21 protein-coding genes and 1 pseudogene are annotated in these 26,169 nt (G+C 71.7%); 10 read left to right on the top strand and 12 right to left on the bottom strand.

The features are described from left to right. Window positions 1–15: 15 nt before the first annotated feature. Complete coding sequence (locus ACWD2L_RS32040; RefSeq protein ID WP_351333788.1) at window positions 16–2,217, bottom strand: protein kinase domain-containing protein; 2,202 nt, start codon at window positions 2,215–2,217, stop codon at window positions 16–18. 44 nt (window positions 2,218–2,261) lie between these two features. Between ACWD2L_RS32040 and ACWD2L_RS32035 the strand changes: the two are divergent. Next, window positions 2,262–2,591, top strand: a pseudogene (locus tag ACWD2L_RS32035) (hypothetical protein); the annotation flags it as partial. A gap of 26 nt (window positions 2,592–2,617) precedes the next feature. Here the strand turns inward: ACWD2L_RS32035 and ACWD2L_RS32030 are convergent. Beyond that, the gene (locus tag ACWD2L_RS32030; RefSeq protein WP_351333838.1) at window positions 2,618–2,965 is read right to left on the bottom strand and encodes a hypothetical protein; all 348 of its coding nucleotides are present in this window, start codon (window positions 2,963–2,965) and stop codon (window positions 2,618–2,620) included. 1,075 nt (window positions 2,966–4,040) lie between these two features. Between ACWD2L_RS32030 and ACWD2L_RS32025 the strand changes: the two genes are divergently transcribed. From ACWD2L_RS32025 to ACWD2L_RS32000, 6 genes are all read left to right on the top strand, one after another. Continuing rightward, entirely contained in the window at window positions 4,041–4,958 is a 918-nt protein-coding gene (locus ACWD2L_RS32025; protein WP_351333832.1) for a MinD/ParA family ATP-binding protein, read from the top strand. 255 nt (window positions 4,959–5,213) lie between these two features. Continuing rightward, a complete protein-coding gene (locus ACWD2L_RS32020; protein ID WP_351333791.1) occupies window positions 5,214–7,103 on the top strand; it encodes an ABC transporter substrate-binding protein in 1,890 nt (629 codons plus the stop codon). Window positions 7,104–7,141: 38 nt separating this feature from the next. Then, on the top strand, window positions 7,142–8,230 hold the full coding sequence (locus tag ACWD2L_RS32015; RefSeq protein WP_351333793.1) for an ABC transporter permease: 1,089 nt from the start codon (window positions 7,142–7,144) through the stop codon (window positions 8,228–8,230). After that, the gene (locus ACWD2L_RS32010) at window positions 8,227–9,171 is read left to right on the top strand and encodes an ABC transporter permease (protein WP_351333796.1); all 945 of its coding nucleotides are present in this window, start codon (window positions 8,227–8,229) and stop codon (window positions 9,169–9,171) included. The genes ACWD2L_RS32015 and ACWD2L_RS32010 overlap by 4 nt, the downstream gene beginning before the upstream one ends. Then, complete coding sequence (locus ACWD2L_RS32005; RefSeq protein WP_351333799.1) at window positions 9,168–10,163, top strand: ABC transporter ATP-binding protein; 996 nt, start codon at window positions 9,168–9,170, stop codon at window positions 10,161–10,163. Before ACWD2L_RS32010 ends, ACWD2L_RS32005 begins: the two co-directional genes overlap by 4 nt. After that, a complete protein-coding gene (locus ACWD2L_RS32000; protein ID WP_351333802.1) occupies window positions 10,160–11,194 on the top strand; it encodes an ABC transporter ATP-binding protein in 1,035 nt (344 codons plus the stop codon). Before ACWD2L_RS32005 ends, ACWD2L_RS32000 begins: the two co-directional genes overlap by 4 nt. 81 nt (window positions 11,195–11,275) lie before the next feature. Here ACWD2L_RS32000 and ACWD2L_RS31995 read toward each other — a convergent pair whose 3' ends face one another. The 10 genes from ACWD2L_RS31995 to rimP all read right to left on the bottom strand — a co-directional run bounded on the left by ACWD2L_RS31995 (window position 11,276) and on the right by rimP (window position 23,886). Next, a complete protein-coding gene (locus ACWD2L_RS31995; RefSeq protein WP_351333804.1) occupies window positions 11,276–11,746 on the bottom strand; it encodes a carboxymuconolactone decarboxylase family protein in 471 nt (156 codons plus the stop codon). 104 nt (window positions 11,747–11,850) lie between these two features. Then, window positions 11,851–12,801: a bifunctional riboflavin kinase/FAD synthetase gene (locus ACWD2L_RS31990; protein WP_351333807.1), complete on the bottom strand. Its 951-nt coding sequence runs from the start codon at window positions 12,799–12,801 to the stop codon at window positions 11,851–11,853. A 120-nt stretch (window positions 12,802–12,921) separates the two neighbouring features. Further along, a complete protein-coding gene (locus ACWD2L_RS31985; protein ID WP_351333809.1) occupies window positions 12,922–16,575 on the bottom strand; it encodes a trypsin-like peptidase domain-containing protein in 3,654 nt (1,217 codons plus the stop codon). Window positions 16,576–16,815: 240 nt separating this feature from the next. After that, entirely contained in the window at window positions 16,816–17,721 is a 906-nt protein-coding gene (truB, locus tag ACWD2L_RS31980; RefSeq protein ID WP_351333811.1) for a tRNA pseudouridine(55) synthase TruB, read from the bottom strand. 2 nt (window positions 17,722–17,723) lie between these two features. Continuing rightward, window positions 17,724–18,194: a 30S ribosome-binding factor RbfA gene (gene rbfA, locus ACWD2L_RS31975; RefSeq protein WP_351333813.1), complete on the bottom strand. Its 471-nt coding sequence runs from the start codon at window positions 18,192–18,194 to the stop codon at window positions 17,724–17,726. Window positions 18,195–18,242: 48 nt separating this feature from the next. Continuing rightward, complete coding sequence (locus ACWD2L_RS31970; RefSeq protein WP_351333816.1) at window positions 18,243–18,536, bottom strand: DUF503 domain-containing protein; 294 nt, start codon at window positions 18,534–18,536, stop codon at window positions 18,243–18,245. Window positions 18,537–18,675: 139 nt separating this feature from the next. Further along, window positions 18,676–21,807 (bottom strand): translation initiation factor IF-2, encoded by a 3,132-nt coding sequence (infB, locus tag ACWD2L_RS31965; RefSeq protein ID WP_351333819.1) that lies wholly within the window; start codon window positions 21,805–21,807, stop codon window positions 18,676–18,678. A gap of 146 nt (window positions 21,808–21,953) precedes the next feature. Beyond that, window positions 21,954–22,232, bottom strand: coding sequence for a YlxR family protein (locus tag ACWD2L_RS31960; RefSeq protein ID WP_266714798.1), 279 nt, complete (start codon window positions 22,230–22,232; stop codon window positions 21,954–21,956). A 101-nt stretch (window positions 22,233–22,333) separates the two neighbouring features. Further along, a complete protein-coding gene (nusA, locus tag ACWD2L_RS31955; protein ID WP_351333822.1) occupies window positions 22,334–23,344 on the bottom strand; it encodes a transcription termination factor NusA in 1,011 nt (336 codons plus the stop codon). A 2-nt stretch (window positions 23,345–23,346) separates the two neighbouring features. Continuing rightward, window positions 23,347–23,886 carry a ribosome maturation factor RimP gene (gene rimP, locus ACWD2L_RS31950; protein WP_351333825.1) on the bottom strand — a complete coding sequence of 180 codons (540 nt, stop codon included), beginning with the start codon at window positions 23,884–23,886 and terminating at the stop codon, window positions 23,347–23,349. Window positions 23,887–24,112: 226 nt separating this feature from the next. Between rimP and ACWD2L_RS31945 the strand changes: the two genes are divergently transcribed. Genes ACWD2L_RS31945 through ACWD2L_RS31935 form a run of 3 tightly spaced genes read left to right on the top strand, consistent with a single transcriptional unit; the run spans window position 24,113 to window position 26,048 of the window. Then, window positions 24,113–24,628, top strand: a complete 516-nt coding sequence (locus tag ACWD2L_RS31945) for a hypothetical protein (protein ID WP_351333828.1) — start codon at window positions 24,113–24,115, stop codon at window positions 24,626–24,628. After that, a complete protein-coding gene (locus ACWD2L_RS31940; RefSeq protein ID WP_351333830.1) occupies window positions 24,625–25,104 on the top strand; it encodes a ferritin-like domain-containing protein in 480 nt (159 codons plus the stop codon). The genes ACWD2L_RS31945 and ACWD2L_RS31940 overlap by 4 nt, the downstream gene beginning before the upstream one ends. 41 nt (window positions 25,105–25,145) lie before the next feature. Beyond that, on the top strand, window positions 25,146–26,048 hold the full coding sequence (locus ACWD2L_RS31935; protein ID WP_351333835.1) for an aminoglycoside phosphotransferase family protein: 903 nt from the start codon (window positions 25,146–25,148) through the stop codon (window positions 26,046–26,048). The last annotated feature ends 121 nt before the right edge of the window (window positions 26,049–26,169 follow it).

The following is a 26,169-nucleotide window of genomic DNA, read 5'->3' as shown; positions in this document are numbered from 1 at the left end:
ACAGGTATGTGGGGGTCACTTCATGGGGTACGCGGCGAGCTTCGCGGTGTCGCTCATCGCGAAGATCCGCGTGCGCTCCGGGTTCGCGTAGAAGCGGTCGCCGTCCGTCTTGTACGTCCAGGAGATCTCGTGGCTGTCGAGGTCGACGGCGCGCAACTGGGCGCCGTTGCGGTAGTACGCGCACTGTTTGCCGACGAGCGGCCGCCAGGCCCTGGACTGCTCGTCGGCGCTGCCGTCCTTCTCCGTCCACAGCCGCTCGCCGCTGCCCGCCTTGTACGCGGCGAGCCCGACGCCCTCACCCACGGCGTACACGACACCGCCGTTCAGCGTCGGCGGCCCGAACGCGCGGCTTTCGGGTGTCTGCCACTGCGCCTTGCCGTCCTTGAGGCGCACCGCGCGGAGCCGGGTGCCGCCGATGTAGAGGTGCGTGTCGTCGGCCGCCATCGCGGCCCACAGCGTGGCGACGTCTTCGACGAGGTACGGGACGTTCCACAGGATGCCGCCGGTCTTCAAGTCCCGTACGACGATGTGGGGTTCGTCCTCCTTCAGCTGCTGGTACGTGACGAGGCGCCCGCCGGCCACCGTCGCGCCGAGGAAGTACATCGACTGGTCGAGCTCGTCCCGGCTGGGCAGCGGCCGCGACCACAGGGCCTTTCCGGTCCGGCAGTCGACGGCGCGCAGCGTCCACTTCTGCGCGGGTGCGTAGCCGATCTTGTCTCCCTTGCCCTTGCCCACAGCCACGTAGGCGATGTCGTCGGCGACGCAGAGGAGTTGGTTGCCCTCCAGGTGGTCGGTGGTGTCGGCGAGGCGGGCGAGGGTATTGACCTTCTTGCCGGTGCGCGGGGCGATCGTTTCGAGGGTGACGGGCCCGCCGGCCTTGTCGTCCTCGGCCACGTTGTAGGTCAGGTGGTAGAGCTTGCCGTCCGCTGCGGTCCACTGCCATCCGCTGCTGATGTGGTCGTCCCACTTCTTCGCGCCGTCGGACACGGCGAAGCCGCGGGCGTACCCGCGCATGGCGATGGCCACCCCGTCGACGATGGCCGGGATCATCGACTTTCCGCCGTCGACGACGCTGGTCTCGAAGTAGCCCTCGTCCTTCCAGAGGGGGTCGAGGTCGCGCCGGCCCCGGGTGTCTGGGGCCTTGGGGTCCGCGGTCTTCTTCTCCTGTGAGGAACGGCCGGTCCACCACCAGGCGCCGCCTGCCGCGACCGCGCCGACGCCGAGGACACCCCCGGCGGCGAGGAAGCGGCGCCGCGACACGGGGCTGCTCCCGGTGGCGTCCACGGCGGTGGTCTGCGGGAGCGTGTGGGTCAGGGGTGCGGGCAGCCGCTGCGGGACGGTCTGCCATACGTCGGTGGCCCGGCGCCCGATGTCACCGAGCAGCGCGGCGGACAGGTGGTCGGCGAACTCCCCTGCCCCGGTGTGCAGTTGGGCCGACAGTTCGTGCGTGGCGGGGCGCCGCGCCGGGTCCTTGTCGAGGCACCGCGCCAGTACGGGGGCGAGCACGGCGGACACCCCCGTGAGGTCCGGCTCGCCGTACCGGACCCGGTACAGCAGGTCGGCGGCCTGCCCGTTCCCGAACGCGCCGCTGCCGCGGGCCGCGAACACCAGCACCCCGGCGAGCGCGAACACGTCGCCGGCCGGGCCGTGTTCCTGGCCGGTGGCCTGCTCCGGCGACATGAACGCGGGCGTGCCCACGGCGGATCCGACGCGGGTCAGGCGGTCGTCACCGATGGCCCGCGCGATACCGAAGTCGATGACCTTCGGACCGTATGCCGTGAGAAGGATGTTGGACGGCTTGAGGTCGCGGTGCACGACGTCGCTGCGGTGCAGCTGCCCAAGTGCTCCGCACAGGGCGGCTCCCAGCGCGCGTACGGTCGCCTCGGGCATCGGCCCGCCCGCCTCTACCGCTTCGTCGAGCGGTGGACCAAGTACGTATTCGGTGGCCAGCCACGGCGTCTCGGCGAGCGGGTCCGCGTCCACGACCTTCGCCCCGAACCGTCCGCCGATGACGCGGGCGGCGTCGATCTCGAGCCGGAACCGGGTCCGAGCGGCGTGGTCGGCGGCGAGCCGGGCGTGCATCGTCTTCAGGGCGACGGTTCGCCCGCCGGCGGTCCGCGCGACGTACACCGTGCCCATCCCGCCGCTGCCGAGGCGTCCGACGAGGCGGAACGGGCCGAGGTGTACGGGGTCGTCGTGGGTGAGCGCGGTAGGCATGAGGTGAGTTCTCGTCGTGGTCGGGTGCGGGGCGGTCAGTTGGGGTGCGCTGCGCGCACGGGCGGGGCGCCGCCCCTGATCCGATTCCGCACGCCACGTCCTCCCCGCCGCCGTCCGAGCCACGACCTCCCCGATCACGGCGCGGCGAGTCTAGTCGACGGGGTGTGGGCGGGCCTGCCGTGCGGGCGGTTTTGGTGATTAGGCTGGGCCGGGACGTGCCCTGTGCTCCCGCTGAATCCGTGCGCGTCCGGAGAGCGGGGAGGCACGCCGGGTGCTCGACCACACCAGGAGGCATTGTGAGCAGCGATCGGGACGATGTCCGCGGGGGCGGCGGGTCACCTGCCGGTGAACCGTCCGGCGCGGGGTCCGGTGCCGGGCAGACGGGCGAGTTCACGATCGACTACGCGCCTCCGCCCTGGTACGAGCAGGCGAGCGGTGACCTGCGGGACGGCGGGCCGCACAACGGTGACCTGGACAGCGGGTCCACGCTGCGTTTCTCCGCGCCCTCGCTGAAGCGGAACTTCGAGGAACTCGCCGCGCTCGGGGAGCCGCCCGCGCCCCCGGAGAACCCCGAGGAGCGGGCCCGCGCGTGGGTCGACGCCCACCGCGTACACGTCGACATCGACACGGGAAGCGCCCGCGCGACGCCGCCCGAAGCCACCCCACCGGACACCGACTTCCCCCTCGCAGCACCGGCCACCACCGCGACGCCCCCGCACGAGACGACGACGCCCGCTACGGTGACCACCCCCGGCCCCCCGGACGCCCCGGCGGCACCACAGCCCACCCCGGCGAACCCGCCCCACGGCAATCCGGCACCACAGCCCGCCCCGGCGGAACCGGCCCACGGCAACACCCTCAGCCCTCCGGCTGCACCAGCCACCCCAGCCCCCACCGAGCCCCCGGCCGAGCCGACGGCGCCCACCCCCTGGCCCGCCCCCAACACCCCAGCGGCTGCCGCCCCCACGCCACCACAGGCGGCTCCGGCACCCCCGGCCCCCAGTGACACTCCGGCCACCTCGGCCCCCGGCGACACCCCGGACATCCCCGCCGCCCCGGCCCCCGAAGCACCACAAGCTGCACCGGTACCGCCAAACCCCGGCGTCACTCCGGCTGTTGCCGGCACCCCCGCCACCCCGGCCCCCGGCTACGCACCCCACGCCCCCGCAGGCTGGGCTCCACCGCCCCCTCCGGCAGGTGGAGTTCCCCCGTTGCCGCCGTCGTTCCAGCCCGCCGCGCCGCCCACGGCCCCGCAGGAGTGTGACCCCGCGCCCGGCCAACCGCCCGTGGCCGCCCCGTACACCCCGCCCGCCGCGGTTCCACCACAGGCCCCGGGCGCTTACGGCTTCCCGCAGCCACCCGGCCAACCGGCACCCCCGGCTACAGGCCAACCCATGCCGCCACAGGGTGAATACAGCCCTCCGCAGCCCCATCCCCACAGCCAGGCCGCCCCACCGGCTCCCCCCGCCACCGGCCAACCCACGCCACCACACGGTGAATACGTCCCTCCGCAGCCTCACCACCCCCACAGCCAGCCCGCTCCACCCACACCAAACGCACAACCCTCCTACGGCTTCCCGCAGCCTCCGGCCCAACCACAGCCACCGACCCACCCCGGCCAGCCGCTGCCCGCCCTCCAACCACAGGGCCACCCTCAGCCGCTCCCCCAACCGGCACTCGCGCCCAACGCCCAGCCCCCACAGGCCTACCCCAGCCCCGCCCCCGCCTGGCAGCAATCCGCACCACCCGGCCTGCACCACCAACCCTCGCCCCCGCACGCCCCCGGCGACAACGCCCCCCTCGGCTACACCGCCGCCGTCGAGTTGTCCGCCGAGCGGCTCGTCAACAGCAAGCGGCAGAAGCAGCGGAGCAAGGCGCCCGGCGCGGGTGGCGGACGGTTCAAGTTCGGGGGGAGGAAGGAAGAGGAGGAGCGGCAGCGGAAGCTGGACCTCATCCGCACCCCGGTCTCGTCCTGCTACCGGATCGCCGTGATCAGCCTCAAGGGCGGCGTCGGCAAGACGACCACGACGACGGCCCTCGGCTCGACCCTCGCCTCGCAGCGCCAGGACAAGATCCTCGCGATCGACGCCAACCCGGACGCCGGCACCCTCGGCCGCCGCGTACGCCGCGAAACCGGCGCCACCATCCGCGACCTGGTGCAGAACATCCCGCACCTGCACTCGTACGCCGACATCCGGCAGTACACCTCCCAGACCCCCTCCGGCCTGGAGATCATCGCCAACGACGTGGACCCAGCCGTCTCGTCGACGTTCGACGACGCCGACTACCGCCGCGCGATCGACGTACTCGGCCGGCACTACCCGGTCGTCCTGACCGACTCCGGAACCGGCCTGCTGTACTCCGCGATGCGCGGAGTCCTCGACCTGGCCGACCAGTTGATCATCATCTCGACCCCGTCCGTGGACGGCGCGAGCAGCGCCAGCACCACCCTCGACTGGCTCTCCGCGCACGGCTACACCGAACTCGTCCGGCACTCCCTCACCGTTATCTCCGGTGTCCGCGACACCGGCAAGATGATCAAGGTGGACGACATCGTCGGCCACTTCGAGACCCGCTGCCGCGGCGTGATCGTCATCCCCTTCGACGAGCACCTGGCGGCCGGCGCGGAGGTCGACCTCGACATGATGCGCCCCAAGGTGCGGGAGGCGTACTTCGACCTGTCCGCGATGGTCGCCGAGGGCTTCGGCCGCACCCCGCCGCCGCCTCCGCCGCAGCGGTAGCCCTCCAGCTGCACCCATCCGGGTGCCATCCCCTGGCCTGCAAAGCATCAGAGGTCTCGACCAATGTGCGTGAAATGCAGGTCAACTCGTTATTTCCGCAGGCCACATGGGGTTCACCCGCCGTTGACGTTCCTCAACTGCCGCTGATAAACCAACACTTCAGTCGACCTGAAAACTCACGAAGTCCCAGATCCAGCCCAGCTGTGCGAGCGATGCGCGAGGTCACCGCCGATGGACACACCAGCTCAGCAAGACATGGACCACAGAACGGCCCGCCCCCAGCGGCGCGGAGTGCTGATACTCCTCGCGGCCGGCGCCGCGGCGTTCACCCTGACGGCAGGCCTCGCCACGCCACTCAACCCGGCGCCGCAACAGGCCAACGCCATGCCCCAGGCCGCCGCCAAGGCCAACGCCGACAGCGGCAAGAAGAAGACCCTCACCGTGGCCGTCGCGCAGAGCGTCGACTCGCTGAGCCCGTTCCTGGCGACGCGCCTGGTCAGTACGAGCATCCTCCGCCTGATGTACGAGTACCCGACCAACTACGACCCGAAGGACAACCACGTCATCCAGGGTTTCGCCACCAAGTGGAAGCCCTCGGCCGACAAGCTGACGTGGACGTACACCATCCGCTCCGATTCGAAGTGGTCGGACGGCAAGCAGGCCACCGCGCACGACGCCGCCTTCACCTTCAACAAGATGATGACGGACGACGCGGCGGCGACCGCCAACGGCTCGTTCGTCGGCAACTTCAAGAAGGTCACGGCGCCCAGCGACACCAAGCTCGTCGTCGAGCTGAAGAAGCCGCAGGCGACGATGACGTCCCTCGACATCCCGATCGTGCCCGAGCACATCTGGAAGGACGTCAAGGACTACTCGAAGTTCAACAACGACGACAAGTTCCCGATCGTCGGGAACGGTCCGTACATCGTGACCGGCTACAAGACCGACCAGTACGTGAAGCTGAAGCGCAACCCGGAGTTCTGGCGCAAGACGAAGACGCCGCAGTTCGACAACATCGTCTTCAAGGCATACAAGGACCAGGACGCCGCGGTCGCCGCCCTGCGCAAGGGCGAGGTCTCCTTCGTGGCCGGCTCCCCCGCCCTGACGCCCGCCCAGGCGGCGTCCCTCAAGGGCGAGAAGAACATCAAGGTCAACGAGGGGCCCGGCCGCCGCTTCTACGCGATCGCGGTGAACCCCGGCTGGAAGACCAAGGGCGGCAAGAAGTTCGGCGACGGCAACCCGGCCCTGCTCGACGAGAAGGTGCGCCAGGCGCTGTTCAAGGCCGTCGACACGAAGGCGATCGTCGACAAGGTCTTCCAGGGCCACGCCGTGCGCGGCCAGGGCTACATCCCGCCGCGCTTCCAGGACTACTACTGGCAGCCCTCGGGTGATCAGCAGCTGGGCTACGACCCGCAGGCCGCGGGCAAGATGCTCGACGACGCGGGCTACAAGATGAAGGACGGCAAGCGCGTCGGCAAGGACGGCAAGCCGATCAACCTGCGGATGCTGTGCCACGCCACCGACCCCAACGACAAGGCGGTCGGCAAGTACCTCAAGGAGTGGTGGGGCAAGATCGGCATCGGCCTCAAGCTCAACTGCGTCGACGACGTCTCCGTGCCCTGGTACGCCGGTGAGTACGACCTCGCCTTCGACGGCTGGTCGGTCAACCCGGACCCGGACTTCGTCCTCGGCATCCACACCTGCGCCGCCCTGCCGAGCAAGCCGAAGGAGGTCGCGCAGACCGACAACGGCATCTGCGACAAGACCTACGACAAGCTCTACAACCAGCAGCTCGCCGAGTACGACCCGGCCAAGCGCGCGGACACCGTGAAGAAGATGGAGTCCTGGCTCTACGACTCCGGCTACATGAACGTCATGGCGTACCCGAACGCGGTCGAGGCCTACCGCACCGACGAGATCAAGTCCATCCAGACGATGCCCACCGCGGCCGGCAACATCTACGGCCAGGACGGGTATTGGAGCTGGTGGTCGGCCGAACCCGCTTCCGCGTCCGACAGTGAGGACAGTGATTCGTCCAGCTCCACCGGCATCGTGATCGGCATCGTGATCGCGGCGCTCCTCGTCATCGGCGGCGGAGTGTTCGTGGCCAGGCGGCGCCGGACCACGGCGGACGAGCGCGAGTAAGCGAAGCGCGGCTACGCGAGTAAGAAGACATGTGAACCATGACAGCTGACAGCACTCCGGCGCTCGCGCGGTCCGCGGATGCGCAACCCGACGGCGACCCGGCTTCGGCCGGGCCGCCGTCGGCCGCCCGCGGCCCCCGGGCCCGCAACACCAAGGCGTACGTCCAGTACGCGCTCACGAAGATCGGCGGCGCGATCGTCTCGCTCTTCGCCGTCCTCGTCACGAGCTTCTTCCTGTTCCGGCTCATCCCCTCCGACCCGGTCAAGCAGATGACCGGCGGCCGCAAGGTCTCATCGGAGCAACTGCAGAACCTGCGCCACCAGTACGGCCTCGACCAGCCGATGTGGAAGCAGTTCACGTCGTACATCGGGGACGCGCTCTCCGGTGACTTCGGGATCTCGTTCCAGTTCCACACCCCGGTCATGGACAAGATCCTCGACGCGCTCCCGGCGACGCTGCTGCTCACGGGCACGGCGTACGTGCTGTACTCGGCGCTCGGCATCTGGCTCGGCACGCGTACGGCGTGGCGCAACGGGTCGCGCAGCGACCGCTTCAACACGGCCTTCGCGCTGACCCTGTACTCGGTCCCGGCGTTCTGGCTCGGCCTGCTCCTCATCATCGTCTTCGCCGTCGGCATCGGGCCGATCCCCGGCATGTTCCCGACGGGCGGCCTCGAATCGGGCGGCGAGACCGGGATCGCGTACGTCCTCGACGTCGCGCACCATCTGATCCTGCCGGTGATCACCCTGGTCGCGGTCGGCTACGCGCAGACGCTCCTCGTCATGCGCTCCTCGCTGCTCGACGAGATGGGCAGCGACTATCTGACGACCGCGCGCGCCAAGGGCCTCAGGGACGACCTGGTGCGCCGCAGGCACGCGGTGCCGAACGCGATGCTGCCGACGTTCACGCTGATGTTCGTGAACCTGGGGCATGTCGTCGCGGGGCAGATTCTCGTCGAGACGGTCTTCTCGTGGCCGGGTCTCGGCGGGCTGTTCTACTCGGCGCTCTCCGTACCCGATCTGCCGCTCGTCCAGGGCCTGTTCTTCGTCTTCGCCACCGCGGTGATCCTCGCGAACACCCTCGCCGACATCCTCTATCCGCTGCTCGACCCGAGGGTGGGCCGATGACGACGACCGACACAGACACCGGGACCACGCCCGCGAAGACACCGAAGGCGCCCAGCGCCCGCTCCCTCGCGCGCGCCCGCAAACGCCAGTCCCTGGCCCGCTTCTGGAAGTCCTACCGCGCGCACCGCAGCGGCCTGTGGGGCCTCGGACTGCTGATCCTGATCGCGCTGATCGCGGTCCTCGCGCCGGTCCTGGTCGGCTCGGACGCGCAGAGCGTCACCGACGCGCCCGGCGGCCCGCTGGAGGGGCCGAGCGGCGAATTCCCGCTGGGCACCGACCAGTTCGGCCGCAGCGTGCTCGCCCTCCTGGTGTACGGGGCGCGCATCTCGCTCACCGTGGGCCTGCTCGCGGCGTTCCTGTGCGTGGCCATCGGCACCGTCATCGGCATCGTCGCGGGCCACTTCCGCGGCTGGTACTCGACGGTCCTGATGCGCGTCACCGACTGGTTCCTGGTCATGCCGACGCTGGTCCTGGCCATCGCGCTCGCGACCGTCATGGACCGCTCTATGTGGACGGTGATCATCGCGATCGGCGTGACGACCTGGCCGACGACCGCGCGCCTGGTGCGCGCCCAGACCCTCTCGGTCGAGGCGCGCCCGTACATCGAGCGGGCGCGCGCGCTCGGCGGCAGCCACAGCCACGTCATGACCCGGCACGTGCTGCCGAACGTGATGCCGCTGGTCCTCGCCCAGACCACGATGATCATTTCCTCGGCGATCCTGACCGAGGCGACCCTCGCGTTCCTCGGCCTGTCCGACCCGACGGTCACCTCCTGGGGCGGCATGCTCCAGGACGCGCGCGAGGCGGGCGCGGTCAGCGCGGGCGACTGGTGGTACCTGGCACCGCCCGGCATCGCCATCGCCATCGTCGCGCTGTCCTTCACCCTGTGCGGCCGCGCGGTCGAATCCGTCCTCAACCCGAAGCTGGGGGTGCGCTCATGACGCTTCTTGAGGTACGGGACCTGACGGTGACGTACGCCGGCGGGGCGCAGGCCGTCCGCGGCGTGAACCTCACCGTCGAGGCCGGGCAGAAGCTCGGCATCGCGGGCGAGTCCGGCTGCGGGAAGTCCACACTGGCGCTCGCGCTCCTGCGGCTGCTCCCCAAGGACGCCAAGGTCACCGGCGAGATCCTGCTGAACGGCGAGGACGTCCTCGCCATGAAGTGGGGCCGGGTGCGGGCCGTCCGCTGGGCGGGCGCCTCGATCGTCTTCCAGGGCGCGATGCACTCGCTCAACGCCGTGCACCGCGTCGGTGACCAGATCGCCGAACCGATCCTCCTGCACAAGAAGGCGACGCAGGAGGGCGCGAAGAAGAAGGTCGGCGAACTGCTCGAACACGTGGGCCTCCCGGCGGCGCGCGCGAACGCCTACCCGCACGAGCTCTCCGGCGGCCAGCGCCAGCGCGTCATGATCGCGATGGCCCTCGCCTGCGATCCCGAACTGATCATCGCCGACGAGCCGACGACGGCCCTGGACGTGATGATCCAGGCCCAGATCCTGCGCCTGATCGAGCAGTTGGTGGCGGAGGAGAACCTCGGCCTCGTCATGATCAGCCACGACCTGGCGGTCCTCTCCGACACCTGCGACCGGCTCGCGGTGATGTACGCGGGCCGCGTCGTCGAGGAGGGCCCCGCCCTCCAGGTCTACGAGGACGCCGTGCACCCCTACGCGAAGGCGCTGTCGGGAGCGTTCCCGACGATCGGCGACCCGGCGTCCCGGTTCGCGCCGCGCGGCCTGCCCGGTGACCCGCCGGACCCGTCGGCGCTGCCGTCCGGCTGCACGTTCCACCCGCGCTGCCCGGTGGCGCTCGACGTGTGCGCGAGCGAGGACCAGGAGCTGCGGGTGGCGGGCCCGGAACGGCGTGCGGCGTGCGTGCACGTGGGCTCAAGTGACGCCTTGGGCACGGAAGTCGAAGCAAGGAGCACCACGGCATGACAGAAACGCTGCAGACGCCCGAGGTGTCGAAGGACGCGCGGCCGCTGCTCAGCGCCGATCGGCTGCACGTCACGTTCCCCGGCCGGCGCGGCGCCGCCGAGGCGCGGGCCGTGGACGGCGTCGACCTGGACATCGCGCCGGGCGAGATCGTGGCGCTCGTCGGCGAGTCCGGCTGCGGCAAGACGAGCCTGGCGCGCACCCTGCTCGGCCTGGAGAGGCCGACGTCCGGCAGGGTCACGTTCGCGGGCGAGCCGCTGGGTTACGCCTCGAAGGCCCTCAAGTCGTACCGCAAGCGCGTCCAGTTGGTCCTCCAGGACCCGAGCGGCTCCCTGAACCCGCGACACACGGTGTACGACGCGGTCGCCGAGGGCCTGCGCATCCACGGGTACGCGGGCGACGAACGCGAGGCGGTCGCCAGTGCGCTGTCGCGCGCGGGGCTTCGCCCTCCGGAGCGCTTCTTCCTGCGCTACCCGCACGAGCTGTCGGGTGGCCAGCGCCAGCGCGTGGTCATCGCGGGCGCGCTGGTCCTCGACCCTGAGCTGATCGTCGCGGACGAGCCGGTGGCGTCCCTGGACGCTTCCGTACGGGGTGAGATCCTCGCCCTGCTGCTGCGCCTGCGGGACGAGTTGGGCCTGTCCGCGCTCGTGGTCACGCACGACCTCGGCCTCGCGTGGAACATCGCGGACCGGGTGGCGGTGATGTACCTGGGCCGCATCGTGGAGACGGGCCGGGTGGAGGACGTGCTGACCTCGCCTCAACACCCGTACACGCAGGCCCTGTTGTCGGTTCTCCCGGAGGCACCGGGCGAACCGGTGGTCCTGACGGGCGAGCCTCCGGACCCGTCCCGCATCCCGGGCGGCTGCCGCTTCCACGCGCGCTGCCAGGTCCTGGTGGACGGCCGGGCGGAGGCGGCGGGGGTCGCCGACGCGTGCCGGACGGTGGACCTTCCGGTGCTCACGGGGGCGACCACGTCGCAGGTGGCGTGCCATTGGGCGACGGCCGGGACGGCGGACTCCGACCGCGACCGCTGAGTGAGGTGCCTGCTCGGAAAAGTGTCGCAGTTATACGTACAACTGCGACACTTTTCCGAGCACAGCACCTCCCCCGACCACTCAGCCGAACATGCCCGGCACGTAGTCGCCCGCCGGCTGCTGGGTCATCACGTTGAACCGGTTGAAGGTGTTGATCATGGCGATGCAGCCGACCAGCGCGCCGAGCTGCGCCTCGTCGTAGTGCTTGGCGGCCTTCTCCCACACCTCGTCGGAGACGCCGGCGCTGTCCGCGATGCGGGTGCCCGCCTCGGCCAGCTCCAGGGCCGCCTTCTCGGCCTCGGTGAAGACCTTGGCCTCGCGCCAGGCGGCGACCAGGGCGAGCCGGACCGCCGTCTCACCGGCCTCGGCGGCGTCCTTGACGTGCATGTCCAGACAGCCCGAGCAGCCGTTGATCTGACTGGCCCTGATCATGACCAGGTTCAGCGTCGGCGTCGGCACGCCGGAACCCTCGGCGGCCCTGCCCGCCGCGATGACATGCTTGAGCATCTTGCCGAGGACCGGATTCTTGAAGAGGTCGAGTCGCGGTTCCATGAGGGGCTCCTTCGCACTCCGTCATAAGTGGTGACACCACTACGACGGAGCGCCCCGCCCCGATGTGACACACCCGGACGTGACCTGGGTCACGTCGGTGCGGTTCAGGCCCTGGTCGCCTCGATGAGCTCACGCGCCTGCTTCACGTCGTCCGCGATCGCGGCAACCAGCTCGTCGAGCGACTCGAACTTGGCCATCCCGCGCACGAACGCCACGAACTCCACGGCGACGTGCAGACCGTAGAGATCGAGCCCGACCCGGTCGATGGCGTACGCCTCGACCGTGCGCTCCGTCCCGTCGAACTGCGGGTTCGTGCCTACGGAGATCGCCGCGGGCATCGCCTCTTCGTTCACGTACAGCCACCCCGCGTAGACCCCGTCGGCCGGGATCGCGGTGTGCGGAAGCGTCTCGACGTTGGCGGTCGGGAAGCCGAGCTCGCGCCCGCGCTGCGCACCGCGCACGACGACGCCCTCGACGCGGTGCGGACGGCCGAGGATCTCGGCGGCGCCCAGCACGTCGCCCTCGGCGACGAGCCGCCGGGTCAGCGTGGACGAGAACGGCTGACCGTCACCGGCCGAGCCGCTGACGTACAGATCCACGACCTCGACCGCGAAGTCGTACGTCGGTCCCTGCTCGGCCAGGAAGTCGACATTGCCCGCGGCCTTGTGCCCGAAGCGGAAGTTGGGGCCCTCGACGACCACCCGCGCGTGCAGCTTGTCGACGAGCACCTTCGCCACGAATTCGGCGGGCGACAGCTTCGAGAACTCGGTGGTGAACGGGAGGATCAGCACCGCGTCCACGCCGAGCTCGGCCATCAGTTCGGCGCGCCGGTGGTGCGGGGCGAGCAGCGGCGGGTGCGAGCCCGGGCGCACGACCTCGCTGGGGTGCGGGTCGAAGGTGACCACGACCGCCGGGATGCCGAGCTCACGCGCCCGCTCCACGGCCCGCCCGATGATCAACTGGTGCCCGCGATGCACCCCGTCGTAGGAGCCGATGGTGACGACGCTGCGCCCCCAGTCCTGGGGGATGTCCTCCAAGCCACGCCAGCGCTGCACGGTGATTGCCCCTCGCAAACCTGAGTCCGACCGTTTCGACCGTTGCGTCTCTCTACCGGATACGCAGGTCTAAGAGTGCCATGCCGCCCGCCCGCGCTTCGCATCGGGCGGGCCGCGACGCTATGCGGGTACCCGCACCCCTGCGAGGCGCTCGATCATGCGCCGGGAGCTCGGGCCGAGGAGCTCCGCCCACTCGCGGGGCGCCTCCGCCAGCCACCCCGCCACCAGGCCCGCGAACCCCGGCACGGACCGCGCGAGCTCCACGAGCAGCCGGTCGAACCCGGACGGCCCTTCCGGCGTACGCACCCGCAGCATGCCCGTGCGGTGCACCAGGTCCCGCGTCCTGGCCTGCCCGCGCCGCGCCGCGTCCCGCGCGGCGGCGCACAGCAGCGCGTCGAGCACGGCGGGGTCCCGCTCGTCCTCCAGCAGTACGTCGAGCAGCTCGGCCCGCAGCGCGCGCGACGCGGTCGTTCCGGGCGCGGCGAGCACCCGCGCCAGGGCGCCGCGCACGACCGGGGGCCGCTCCGACACCAGGCCCACGACCAGCGGGTACATCACGGCCCGCGCACCGTCCTCGTGCTCGAGGCACCGGTCGACGAACGCCGCCACGTGCCCGGCCGCGGCGTCCGGCCAGTCCTCGGCGAGCTCTCGCACGAGCGCGGCGGCTCGCCGGGCGTGCGCGGGTTCGGTCAGCTCGGCGAGAGTGCGCAGGATGTCCCCGAGGCCGGGTCCCGGCTCCCGCAGCCGCGCCTGGAACGCCGTGAACACGGGTTCCGGGTGGGTGGCCACGGCCGGGGCGAGCGCGTCGGCGGACACCTGCGCGTCGCCCGCGGTGAATCGCTCAAGCGCCCGCGCCAGGTACGCGGGCCGGGAGTCCGGATCCCGTACGAGGAGGGCGAGCGCGGCGCCGTGCAGCGCCGGCTCGGAGGGCCGCTCCAGCAGCGCGAACGCGGTGTACCGCAGCAGCTCCCGGTCGGCCGCGTCATAGATCCGCGGGGCGATCCGCGCGGCGTACGCGGCGGCGGCGACGCGCCGGTCGGGACGCTCGTCGTGGGCCCAGCGGTCGACGGCCCGGCACAAGGCGGACGGTTCCTCGTCGGCCAGGGTGGCGAGCAGCTCGTCGGCGCGCGGATGGGCGCGGTTGACGAGGGCCTCGACCAGGCCGTCGAGGTCGCGGTGGCGGTGGGTGTGCAGCAGGGCCTGGGCGGCGTCGGCGACGGTGGCGTCGGGCAGGGCGGGCAGCGGCCGCTCGTCGTCGAACCAGCGCGTCAGCCGCTGCTGTACGCGGCGCGGCTCGGCGGCGAGTGCGTCCGCGACGGCGTCCAGGCACCGGTCGCCGGCCTCTGCGCCGTCCTGCACGACGGCCCGCCGCAGCAGTTCGAACCGGGTGTCGTCGTCCACGGAGATCCGCGTCCAGAACTCTCCGCCGAAGCGGGCTCGCTCCGCGATCACCTGGAGCACGTCCCGGTACAGGTGCGCGTCCGGAACCCGCACGAGCACGCTCCGCACCAGCTCGACCCCCCACCACTCGGCCTCCAACACCTCGGGGCTCCGCCCCGAACCCCGCGCCTCAAACGCCGGCGGGGCTGAAAGGCCGGGGCTCCGCCCCGTACCCCGCTGCTCAATCGCCGCAGGGGCTTGATGGTGCCGTGCCGCCTTGGGCAATCTGCCGCCTTGGGCGGCAGGGTGGGCAAGGCGGCCCCCGGTGCGGCCCGCAGCCGCGTCAGGCGCACACCCCGCCGCAGCCAGATGCCCCCCGGCGCAGCCCGCACCCATGTCAGGCCCCGACCCCCTCGCAGCCACCCGCTCCCCCGCACCCGCGTCAGCCACCCGCAAGGCCCACGGCAGCAACTCCCGCAACCGAAGCTCCAGTTCGGCGCTACCCATGTTCCGCTCGATCAAGAGCAAAGCGCGCACCACCGGCCCCGCCCGATGCCGCGGCACAGGAAACCCGTCCCCCCGCCGCCGGAACACCAGCGCCTCCAACGCCCCGTCCACATCCAGATGCATCCCCTGGATCCAGTCCGCGACCTCCTCGTGCGCGAACCGGAACCCGTCCCCCGCCGGCACCAGCACCCCCTCGGTCAGCACCGCCGACGCCCACCCGGACACCCCGTCCCGCGCCGCCCCCCACGGAAACAGCTCCTCGAACGACTCCCGGTCCAACTCCCCCTGCCCCGGCCCAAGACTCCGCCGCGCGGCCTCGTGCACCTGCCCCGCCACCCGCGCCGCCAGCCTGCGCACCCCACTCCCCCGTACTCCGGAGGGCGCGGCCAGCCGGACCGCCACGCGCAGGCACATGAGGTCCAGGTACGCCGCGAAGATCTCGTCCCGGTCGGGACACCCGGCCACACTCCCTGGCAGCGCCGCCCGCACCTCGCTCAGCAGCCGCAACGACAGCGGATGCCCGGCCTCCCGCTCCGCGAGCGCCCCCTCCGGCACGCCGAGCCGCTCCCGCGCCAGCCGCGCCGCCTCCCCCACGAGGTCCCCGATCCGTACACAGGGAGGCAGCGCCCCGGCCTCCGGCCCGTACAGCACGTCCGCGCCGAACAGCGCGCCCGCCTGCTCCCAGTACTCGGCACGGCACGCCACCACCAACCGCACCCCGCACGCCGCGAGCCACCGCTCGGTCCCCCGCGACCAGGCGCTCAGGCGGTGCGCGAGCACGGGCGGCATCTCCTCGGGCCCGTCGAGCAACAGCACGAGCGGCCGCCCGGTCTCCCGGGCGACCTCGGCGATCCGCTCGGCGGAGATGTCCCCGACGTCCCCGGTGACCACGCCCCCCGCGACCGCCTCCTCCCGCGACGCCGCCACGATCCGGCCCGCGCGCGCGAGCGCCCGCCCCACCGCCTGCGCCACCGACGCGTCGTCCTCGCTCAGGTCCGCGCCCCGCAGCCACACCGTGGGAGCGGCGCCGTCCCCCTCGGCACGCCGCTCGGCGAACGCGGCGAGTTCCGTGGTCCGCCCGCTCCCCGGGTCCCCGACGAGGGCCAGCACCCGCGCGTCCCCGGCAGCCCCCGCCGTGAAAGCGTCCAACTCCCGGACCACATCCGGCCGTTCGACCGGCTCGGGACCGCCCGTCCCCGGCCCGTCGCTGCCCACCGAGATCCCGGCCAGCTGCAACGCCCCACCGAGATTCAGATCGTCCCCGTACGCGGGCACGGCCGCGGCATTGCGCGCGAGCAATTCGGCGAGCGGCCCCCGCCCACCCGCACTCGCGGCGGTCATCCGCAGCGGCACCGCGAACCCCGCCGCCCGATGCCCGTGCCCGGCCCGCAGCGCCGTACCGAGCACCGCGACGACGGCACCCGTACGCGCGTCGAGCACAGGACCGCCCGCGGCCCCGCCCCCCACACGCAGCGCATCCGCCCCGTCCGTACCGACGGCAAGCTCCAGGACGCCGTCCAACAGGTGACTGCGGCCCCCGGCCACGTACGCGACCGGCGAGCGCCCGAGGACACGCGCCTCGCGCCAGCCGCCCGCGGGGATCCTGACGTACGCCCCGGCCGTCGGCGGTCCAGAGGCCGCCACCGGCAGCGGTACCGCGCCGAGCCCCTCTGTGCGCAGCAACGCCAGGTTCGCTTCGGGCAGTTCGACGATCGATGCGGGCTCCACCACACACGTCACGCCACCCGGCCCGTGCACCAGCAGGCGCCCGAGCCCGCTCACCACCTCGTGGCCGGTCACGACCGTCCCCCGGTCGTCCGCCGCGAAGCCCGCGCCGCGCGGCCGCCCGGCCAGATCGCTGATCCGTACCAGCGGCGGGTCCACCATGACGCGACCCTCCCGCCGTTCTCCTCCACACCCCGTGCATCGACGGTAGGCGCGCAATGATCAGCAGAACAGCGTCAACGGCGAACGCGCCCCCTTGCGCTCCCCCCATTCACTCCGAGCGCCCGCCCGAAGGGGTGAAGTGATCGGGCGTGCTGGATACACCCTTGAGAGGGGGAGGTGGAGCGGCGGCCACCCAAGGACCGGAACCCGCCGCTCCACCGCAATCGGTCGGGGCGGAGCTCAGGCGAACACGGCCAGGCTCTTCGCCTTCCCCCTGGACTCCTCGATCAGGGTGAGGAACTGCCCACCGGGCCCGAACACGGCGACGGGACCCGCGCCCGCGTACTCCTCGGGCACGTCCAGGCGTACGCCGTTGAGCAGCAGCTTCCCGCGGCGCTCGTCGACGTCCCAGCGCGGGAACGCGGCGGCGGCCGCCTCGGCCACCGGCATCACGGTCAGCGACTCCTGGAGCTGGTCCAGGGTGCGCGCCGAGTCGAGCTTGTACGGGCCGACGCGGGTGCGCCGCAGCGCCGTCAGATGCCCGCCGACGCCCAGCCCGGCGCCCAGGTCACGGGCGAGCGCCCTGATGTAGGTACCGGACGAGCAGACGACGGACACGACCAGGTCGAGGACCGGTGTGCCGTCCTCGGCGACCGCGTCCCGGACGTCGTACACGGCAAAGGACGAGAGCTTGACCGGGCGCGCCGGGATCTCGAACTCCTCGCCCTCGCGGGCCCGCTTGTAGCTGCGGACGCCGTTGATCTTGATGGCGCTGACCTTCGACGGCACCTGCATGATGTCGCCGGTCAGCTCGGCGATGCCCGCGTCGATGGCCTCGCGCCCGACCCCGGACGCGTCGGTGGACGAGATGAGCTCGCCCTCCGCGTCGTCCGTGAGCGTGTTCTGCCCGAGCCTGATCGTGCCCAGGTACTCCTTCTCGGTCAGCGCGAGGTGGCCGAGGAGCTTGGTGGCGCGCTCGACGCCGAGCACCAGCACGCCCGTCGCCATCGGGTCGAGGGTGCCCGCGTGGCCGACCTTGCGGGTCTTGGCGATCCCGCGCATCTTGGCCACGACGTCGTGCGAAGTGAAGCCCGACGGCTTGTCGACGATGACAAGCCCGTCGGGCGGAGGGGTGCGGTCGGACATGCTCAGGCTTCGCCGTCCTTCTCGGGAGCGTCAGCCGCGTCCTCTTCGGCATCTTCCGGCTTCTTGTACGGGTCCGCGCCGCCGGCGAAGTCGGCGCCCGCGGAGGCCTCCCGTACTTCGGCGTCGGACTGCCGGGCCCGGTCGAGGAGGTCCTCGATGGTGCGGGCGTTCTCCGGCAGGGCGTCCGCGACGAAGGCCAGAGTCGGCGTGAACTTCACGCCTGCCGCCTGACCGACCGCCGAGCGCAGGATGCCCTTGGCGCTCTCCAGGCCGGCGGCCGCCTCGGCACGCTCCTCGTCGCCCCCGTACACCGTGTAGAACACGGTCGCTTCGCGGAGGTCGCCCGTCACGCGGGTGTCGGTGATGGTGATGTGGGTGCCGAGCCGCGGGTCCTTGATCCCGCGCTGCAGCTTCTTCGCCACCACCTCTCGGATGAGGTCCGCCAGCCTCTTGGCGCGCGCGTTGTCGGCCACTGGTCCGTCTCCTTTTAAGTGCTTACGTGCTGGTTGCTTCAGTCTGCGTCAGTCGTCGTCGCTGTGGAGCCTGCGGCGAACCGAGAGCAGTTCCACCTCGGGCCGCCCGGCGACGAGTCGCTCGCAGCGGTCCAGTACGTCGGACAGGTGGCCGGTGTCCCCGGAGACCACCGCGAGCCCGATCTCGGCCCTGCGGTGGAGGTTCTGGTTGCCCGTCTCCGCGACGCTCACCGCGTACTTGCGGTGCAGCTCGGCCACGATCGGACGGACGAGGGAGCGTTTCTCCTTCAGCGAGTGGACGTCGCCGAGGAGCAGATCGAAGGACAGAGTCCCCACATACATGTGTGTGTCCGGATGTCCCGCCGGTTCGGGTTCGTATGGGCGACCGCTTCCGGCCACCGATACGGGAACGGTACACGCAACGGCCGGGGCCGATCGACGGAAATAAGTCCCGTCGACCGGCCCCAGTCGCGTATCAAGCTCAGACGCGCGGCTTCTCGCGCATCTCGTACGTCGCGATGACGTCGTCGACCTTGATGTCGTTGAAGTTGCCGAGGTTGATACCGCCCTCGAACCCTTCGCGGATCTCGGTGACGTCGTCCTTGAAGCGACGCAGGCCCACGATGTTGAGGCTCTCCGCGATGACCTTGTTGTCGCGGAGGAGGCGCGCCTTCGTGTTGCGCTTGACCTCGCCGGAGCGGATGAGAACACCCGCGATGTTGCCCAGCTTGGACGACTTGAAGACCTCGCGGATCTCCGCCGTACCGAGCTCGACCTCTTCGTACTCCGGCTTGAGCATGCCCTTGAGGGCCGCCTCGATCTCCTCGATGGCCTGGTAGATCACCGAGTAGTACCGGACGTCGACACCCTCGCGCTCGGCCATCTGCGCGGCACGACCGGCCGCACGGACGTTGAAGCCGATGACGATGGCGTCCGAGCCCATGGCCAGGTCGATGTCCGACTCCGTGACCGCACCGACGCCGCGGTGCAGGACGCGGATGTCGACCTCTTCGCCGACGTCCAGCTGGAGCAGGGAGGACTCGAGGGCCTCGACGGAACCAGAAGCGTCACCCTTGATGATGAGGTTGAGCTGCTGGACCTCGCCGGCCTTGAGCACCTTGTCCAGGTCCTCGAGCGAGACACGGCGCACGCGCTTGGCGAACGCGGCGTTGCGCTCACGGGCGGCACGCTTCTCGGCGATCTGACGGGCCGTACGGTCCTCGTCGACCACCAGGAAGTTGTCGCCCGCGCCCGGGACGTTGGTGAGACCGAGCACGAGGACCGGAGTCGAGGGACCCGCCTCCTGCACGTGCTCGCCCTTGTCGTCGAGCAGGGCACGGACACGGCCGTAGGCGTCGCCCGCGACCAGCGTGTCGCCGACACGGAGCGTGCCTCGCTGGACGAGGACGGTCGCGACGGCACCGCGGCCCTTGTCGAGGTGGGCCTCGATCGCAATACCCTGCGCGTCCTGCTCGGGGTTGGCCCGCAGGTCGAGCGAGGCGTCCGCGGTCAGGACCACGGCCTCGAGGAGGCTGTCGATGTTCTCGCCCTGCTTGGCCGAGATGTCGACGAACATGGTCTCGCCGCCGTACTCCTCGGCGACCAGGCCGTACTCGGTCAGCTGACCGCGCACCTTGGTCGGGTCGGCACCCTCGACGTCGATCTTGTTGACCGCGACGACGATCGGGACCTCGGCGGCCTTGGCGTGGTTCAGCGCCTCGATCGTCTGCGGCATGACGCCGTCGTTCGCCGCGACCACGAGGATCGCGATGTCGGTCGACTTCGCACCACGGGCACGCATGGCGGTGAACGCCTCGTGGCCCGGGGTGTCGATGAAGGTGATGGCGCGCTCGCTGCCATTGACCTCGGTCGCGACCTGGTAGGCACCGATGTGCTGCGTGATGCCGCCGGCCTCGCCCGCGATGACGTTGGTCTTGCGGATCGCGTCGAGCAGTCGCGTCTTACCGTGGTCGACGTGACCCATGACGGTCACGACCGGCGGACGCGCCATGAGGGCCTCTTCGCCGCCCTCGTCCTCACCGAACTCGATGTCGAAGGACTCGAGCAGCTCGCGGTCCTCCTCCTCGGGGGAGACGATCTCGACCGCGTAGTTCATCTCGTCGCCGAGAAGCTGCAGCGTCTCGTCGGAGACCGACTGCGTGGCCGTGACCATCTCGCCGATGTTCAGCATGACCGCGACGAGCGACGCCGGGTTGGCGTTGATCTTCTCGGCGAAGTCGGTGAGCGAAGCACCACGCGACAGGCGAACAACCGCGCCATTGCCGCGAGGCAGCATCACGCCGCCGACCGACGGGGCCTGCATGGCCTCGTACTCCTGGCGCCTCTGCCGCTTCGACTTGCGACCGCGACGCGCGGGACCGCCGGGACGACCGAAGGCGCCCTGCGTGCCACCACGGGCACCCGGACCACCGGGACGGCCACCGAAACCGGGACGGCCACCGAAGCCGCCGGGACGACCGCCGCCGCCACCACCGGGACCACCGGGACGACCGGCGAAGCCGCCGCCACCGCCACCGGGACCACCGGGACGACCGGCGAAGCCGGGACGACCGCCACCGCCGCCACCGGGACGACCGCCACCGCCACCGGGGCCACCGCGACCGCCACCGCCACCCGGACCCGGCCGCGGGCCCGCTGCGGGACGCTGCGGCATCATGCCGGGGTTCGGACGGTTGCCGCCGCCACCGCCGGGACGCGGACCGGCCGCGCCGGCGCCGCCTGCCTGCGGACGGGGCATGTTGCCCGGGCTCGGACGGTTTCCGCCCTGACCCTGCGGACGGGGGCCACCCTGGCCGCCACCCTGCGGGCGCGGACCGCCCGGGGCACCCTGGCCGCCGGGACGCGGGGCGCCGCCGGGACGGGGCGCCTGCGGGCGCGCCATGCCGGTGGAGCCACCAGAGGTGAAGGGGTTGTTGCCCGGACGCGGGCCCGACGGACGGGCGCCACCGGGACGCTGGCCCTGGCCACCGGGACGCGGGGCGCCCTGACGGTCGCCACGGTCACCGCGCTGGCCACCCTGGCCCTGGCCACGGTCCTGACCGGGGGCCGGACGGCCCCCGGGCTTCGGGGCGCCGGGACGCGGAGCGGACTGGCCGGCGGGCTTCGGGGCCGCGGGGGCCTCCGAGGCGGCGGGGGCCTGGAACTCCGGCGTGCTGGGTGCCGGGGAAGCGGGCTTCGGGGCCGGCTTCGGGGCGGGCGTCGGCCGCGGACCCGGGGTCGCCGGAGCGGCCGGGGCAGCGGACTTCTCCGCGACGGGGGTTTCCGCAGCGGGCTTCTCCGCGACGGGGGTCTCCGCGGCGGGCTTCGGCGCAGCCGGGCCCGGACGCGGGGCGGCAGGCCTGGCGGCCTGCGCGGGAGAGGGGGTGGGACGCGGCGCCGCGGGCTTCGCGGGGGCGTCCTTCTTGGCGGCGGGCTTCTTGGCCGCGCCGTTGGTGCCCTGATTCAGGGCGTCAGTCAACTTGCGTACTACCGGCGCCTCGATGGTCGAGGACGCCGAACGTACGAATTCACCGAGTTCTTGGAGCTTGGCCATGACGACCTTGCTCTCTACGCCGAACTCCTTGGCGAGCTCGTATACCCGGACCTTAGCCACTTCGCTCCTTTTAGGTCCGGGTTACGCCGGACCGTCGCTACTTCATGGGCGTACTCATCGCGTGCTCATCGAGTGCTCATCGCAATCTCGACCTACTTCCAACTCGCGGAATACCAGGGCCGCACGGGGGTCCCGTACGGCGCTTCTTACGGTGTTGCCTGCTCGACGCGGTGGCGCAGGGCCGCCGTGTCGAACGGTCCAGGGGCCCGATAAGCCCTCTGGAACGCCCGGCGGCGGACCGCCAGGTCGAGACAGGCCAGGGCGGGATGCACGTAAGCACCCCGGCCGGGCAGCGTACCGCGATCATCGGGGACGCACTGTCCCTCGATCACCACGATCCGCAGCAGTTCGCTCTTGGCCGCTCGCTCCCGGCATCCCACGCAGGTTCGCTCAGGGCATGCGCGGGCATGCGTCCGACCAGACACGGTTAAGTCTACCTCCCCGTACCGACCTCACCCCTTTGGGGTAAAGGTCGAACGGTTGGCTCGTCACATACTGTCGTGATCCAAGCGCCGAGCGCTCGGAATTATTCCCCTTCGGGAGCACCCTCGGGAGAGCCGCCCTGCTCGGTGTCCGGGCGGATGTCGATGCGCCAGCCGGTGAGCCGGGCCGCGAGCCGGGCGTTCTGCCCCTCCTTGCCGATGGCAAGGGAGAGCTGGTAGTCGGGCACCGTCACGCGGGCCGAGCGGGCCGCGAGGTCCACGATCTCGACCTTGGAGACGCGGGCCGGGGACAGCGCGCTGGCGACCATGTCGGCCGGGTCGTCGGACCAGTCGACGATGTCGATCTTCTCGCCGTTGAGCTCGCCCATGACATTGCGCACACGCCCGCCCATCGGGCCGATGCAGGCGCCCTTGGCGTTGAGCCCGCTCCGGGTGGAGCGCACGGCGATCTTCGTGCGGTGGCCGGCCTCGCGCGCGATGGCGCAGATCTCGACGCTGCCGTCGGCGATCTCCGGCACCTCGAGCGCGAAGAGCTTCTTCACGAGGTTCGGGTGCGTACGGGACAGGGTCACGGAGGGGCCGCGGACGCCCTTGGCGACGCGCACGACGTACGAGCGCAGGCGCAGGCCGTGCGGGTACTCCTCGCCGGGTACCTGCTCCTGCACCGGCAGGATGGCTTCCAGCTTGCCGATGTCGACCAGCACGTTCTTCGGGTCGCGGCCCTGCTGGACCTGGCCCATCACGATGTCGCCCTCGCGGCCCGCGTACTCGCCGAGCGTCGCGTCGTCCTCGGCGTCGCGCAGCCGCTGCAGGATGACCTGCTTCGCGGTCGTGGCGGCGATCCGGCCGAAGTCGGAGGGGGTGTCGTCGAACTCCTTGGCCTCCTGGCCCTCTTCGAGGTCCGCCGGGTCCTCCGTCGCCCACACCGTCACATGGCCGCTGTCGCGGTCCAGCTTCACGCGGGCGCGACGGAAACTGCCGTCGGTGCGGTGGTAGGCGATGAGGAGGGCCGACTCGATCGCTTCGACCAGCAGATCGAAGGAGATCTCCTTCTCACGGACCAGCCCCCGCAGGGCACTCATGTCGATGTCCATGGCTACGCCTCCTCTTCTTGTTCTTGAGCGTCGTTGTCGTCGCTGTCGTCGTTCTTGTTCTTGCGGTTGAACTCGACCTGGACCCGCGCCTTGGCGAGGTCGGCGAAGTCGAGCCTTCGGGAGGTGGGCTTGCGCCCCTTCACTCCCGGTACTTCCAGGTCCAGGCCGTCGTCGTCGACCTTGAGGATGCGCGCGACCAGCTCGGACTCGTCGTTCAGTTGGAACTTCACGAGGCGGTCCGTCGCGCGGATGTAGTGGCGGTGCTCGGTGAGGGGGCGCTCGGCGCCGGGCGTACCGACCTCGAGCTCGTACTCGCCCTCGCCCATGGCCGCACTGCTACCGGGCTCGTCGAGCTTCGCCGAGAGCGCGCGGCTCACATCGGCGATCGCATCAAGGTCGGCGCCCTCGTCGGAGTCGACGACGACGCGCAGCACACGCTTGCGTCCGACCGAGGCCACTTCGATCTCTTCGAGTTCGAGCCCCTGCGAGGTGACGAGCGGTTCCAGTAGTTCCCGCAGCCTCTCGTTCTGGGTGGTGCTCATCCGGGTGACTCCTCGGCCGCGTGTGCTGTTGTGGTTACTGACTTTCCTTGCGCGTCAGGTCAAAGGGTATCCGGTCCAGGGGGGTGTTGCCGTCCACCCGTGCAACGGCGGCGGTACGGTGATCACGACCGCTCCCCCTCGATCGAACCTGATCAGTTCCGATCAAGGCGCCGCCCGCCGAAAGCCCTCTCCCCTCCCGCCTCTTCGCCTCCTGAGGACGCCTGCCGTGCCGCTGCCCCCTCTCGCCCGCTCCGGGCCACGACGTAGGACTCTGCTCGCCTCGCTGGCCGGGGCCGCGCTGCTGACCGGCTGCTCGGACGCCGAAGGCGGCGCCGACGGTGGCAGCGGGGCGCCCGCCGCCGCGCAGGAGAAGCGGCTGCGGACGCGGGCGGCGCAGGAGAGCACGGACCTCCTCGGCCAGTACGACCGGGCGGTGTCGGCCCGTCCGGCGCTCGCGGAGCGGCTGAACCCGCTGCGGGCCGAGGTCGAGCGGCACGTGAAGGCGTTCGGCGGGGCGCGCCGGGCGTCGGGCGCCGGAGCACCCCCGGGCAACAAGTCGGCCGCGGCGCCGACCTCCGAGAAGGACATCCTCAAGGCGCTCTCGGTGGCCGAGCAGCGACTCTCGGACCGCCGGATGTCCGCGCTCGTGGACGCTCCGGGCGAGCTGGCGCGGCTGTTCGCGTCGGTGGCGGCGGCCGGGGCCGGGCACGCGTATCTGCTGTCGGAGGACGGACAGGAATGAGCGAGAACGAACTGCTCGCGGCGGTGCAGGCGGCGCTGCGGGCCGAGCACGCGGCGGTGTACGGCTACGGGGTCGTCGGCGGCCGGGTCGGCGAGGACCGCAGGGGCCGGGCCCGGGACGCGTACGACGCGCACCGCGCCCGCCGTGACGAACTGCGGCGCACAGTGCGCGACTTGGGCGGAAATCCCGAGGAGTCCGCGGGGGCGTACGCGCTGCCGTTCCCGGTACCCGACGCGTCGGCGGCGGCCCGGCTCGCCGCGGACATCGAGAGCAGGGTCGCCGGCGTCTACTCGGATCTCGTACGGGCGGCGAGCGGCGAGCGGCGCCGGAGCGCGGCCGACGCACTCCGTGAGGCGGCGGTCCGTGCCGTGCGCTGGGGCGGCGGCAGCGTAGCCTTCCCTGGGCTCTCCGAACGGGCCGCGGCGCCGACCGCATCGTCGTCGGCCCCGTCCTCTTCTGAGGACCCCAGCACGTAGGCAGATCTGGAAGGAAATCCCCGCGCATGGCATCCGCGCCCCTGGCATTCGAACCGCCTCCGCGTCTCGTGAACGCGCTCGGCGAGGTGCGTGACGACGGGGCGTCGGCGTGGCTCGACCGGGTCGGCGCGCTGCTCGACGGGGCGGCGGCACGGCGCGATGTGACGGTGCAGCGGGTGCATGTGCCCGGGGGCCGCAGCAGCCTGGTCGCCCACGTGCGCAGGGCGGACGGCTCACCGGCGATCCTGAAACTGGCGCCCGAGCGGTTCCGCCCGGAGGCGGAGCGGGCGGCGCTGACGCACTGGGACGGCTTCGGCGCGGTGCGGCTGCTCGACCCGGGCGTGAACGACGGCGCGCTCCTCCTGGAACGCCTCCACCCGGAGGTCTCCGTCCGTACGCTGCCGGAGGCGAAGGCGCTCCTGGAGGCGGCGGGCACACTGCGCCGCCTGTGGGTGGACCCGCCCGAGGGGCGCAACTGCGAGACCGTTCCGGAGCGCACGGGGCGTCAGGCGGTCGGGATGCGGGCGACGGTGGAGGCGTTCCCCGACGTGGCGCCGCTGATCGACGCGGCCCTCGGGACGCGGGACGAGCTGGTGGACTCGGCTCCCGAACTCCGTTTGCTGCACGGTACGTTCCGGCAGTCCAAGGTGCTGTCCGGGGAGCGGATGCCGTGGCTGGCGGTCGGGCCCGACCCGGTCGTCGGCGAGACCGCGTTCGACCTGGCGCGGCTTGTGCGTGACCGGGTGGAGGACCTCATCGGGTCGCCGTCGGGGCCCGCGATCACGCGGCGGCGGGTGAAGCGGCTCGCGGAGTCGCTGGAGGTGGATCCGGAGCGGTTGCGGGGGTGGACGTTGTTCCGGGCGGTGGAGTCGGGTGCGCGGGCACTGCGCGTGGGGCGGCACCAGGACGGCGAGAACCTGTTGGAGTTCGCGGGCTGGTTGTGAGGCGGGCCCCCCGCCCCCACGCCACGGGGCTCCGCCCCGGACCCCGCGCCTCAATCGCCGGCGGGGCTTGATTTGCCCGGGCCCCGCCGGCGATTGAGGCGATCAAGCCCCTGCGGCGATT

It is taken from the genome of Streptomyces sp. NPDC002754 (assembly GCF_053592315.1).
Note: the sequence above shows the minus strand (reverse complement) of the source record. Positions and strands in the feature narration are given on the sequence as shown.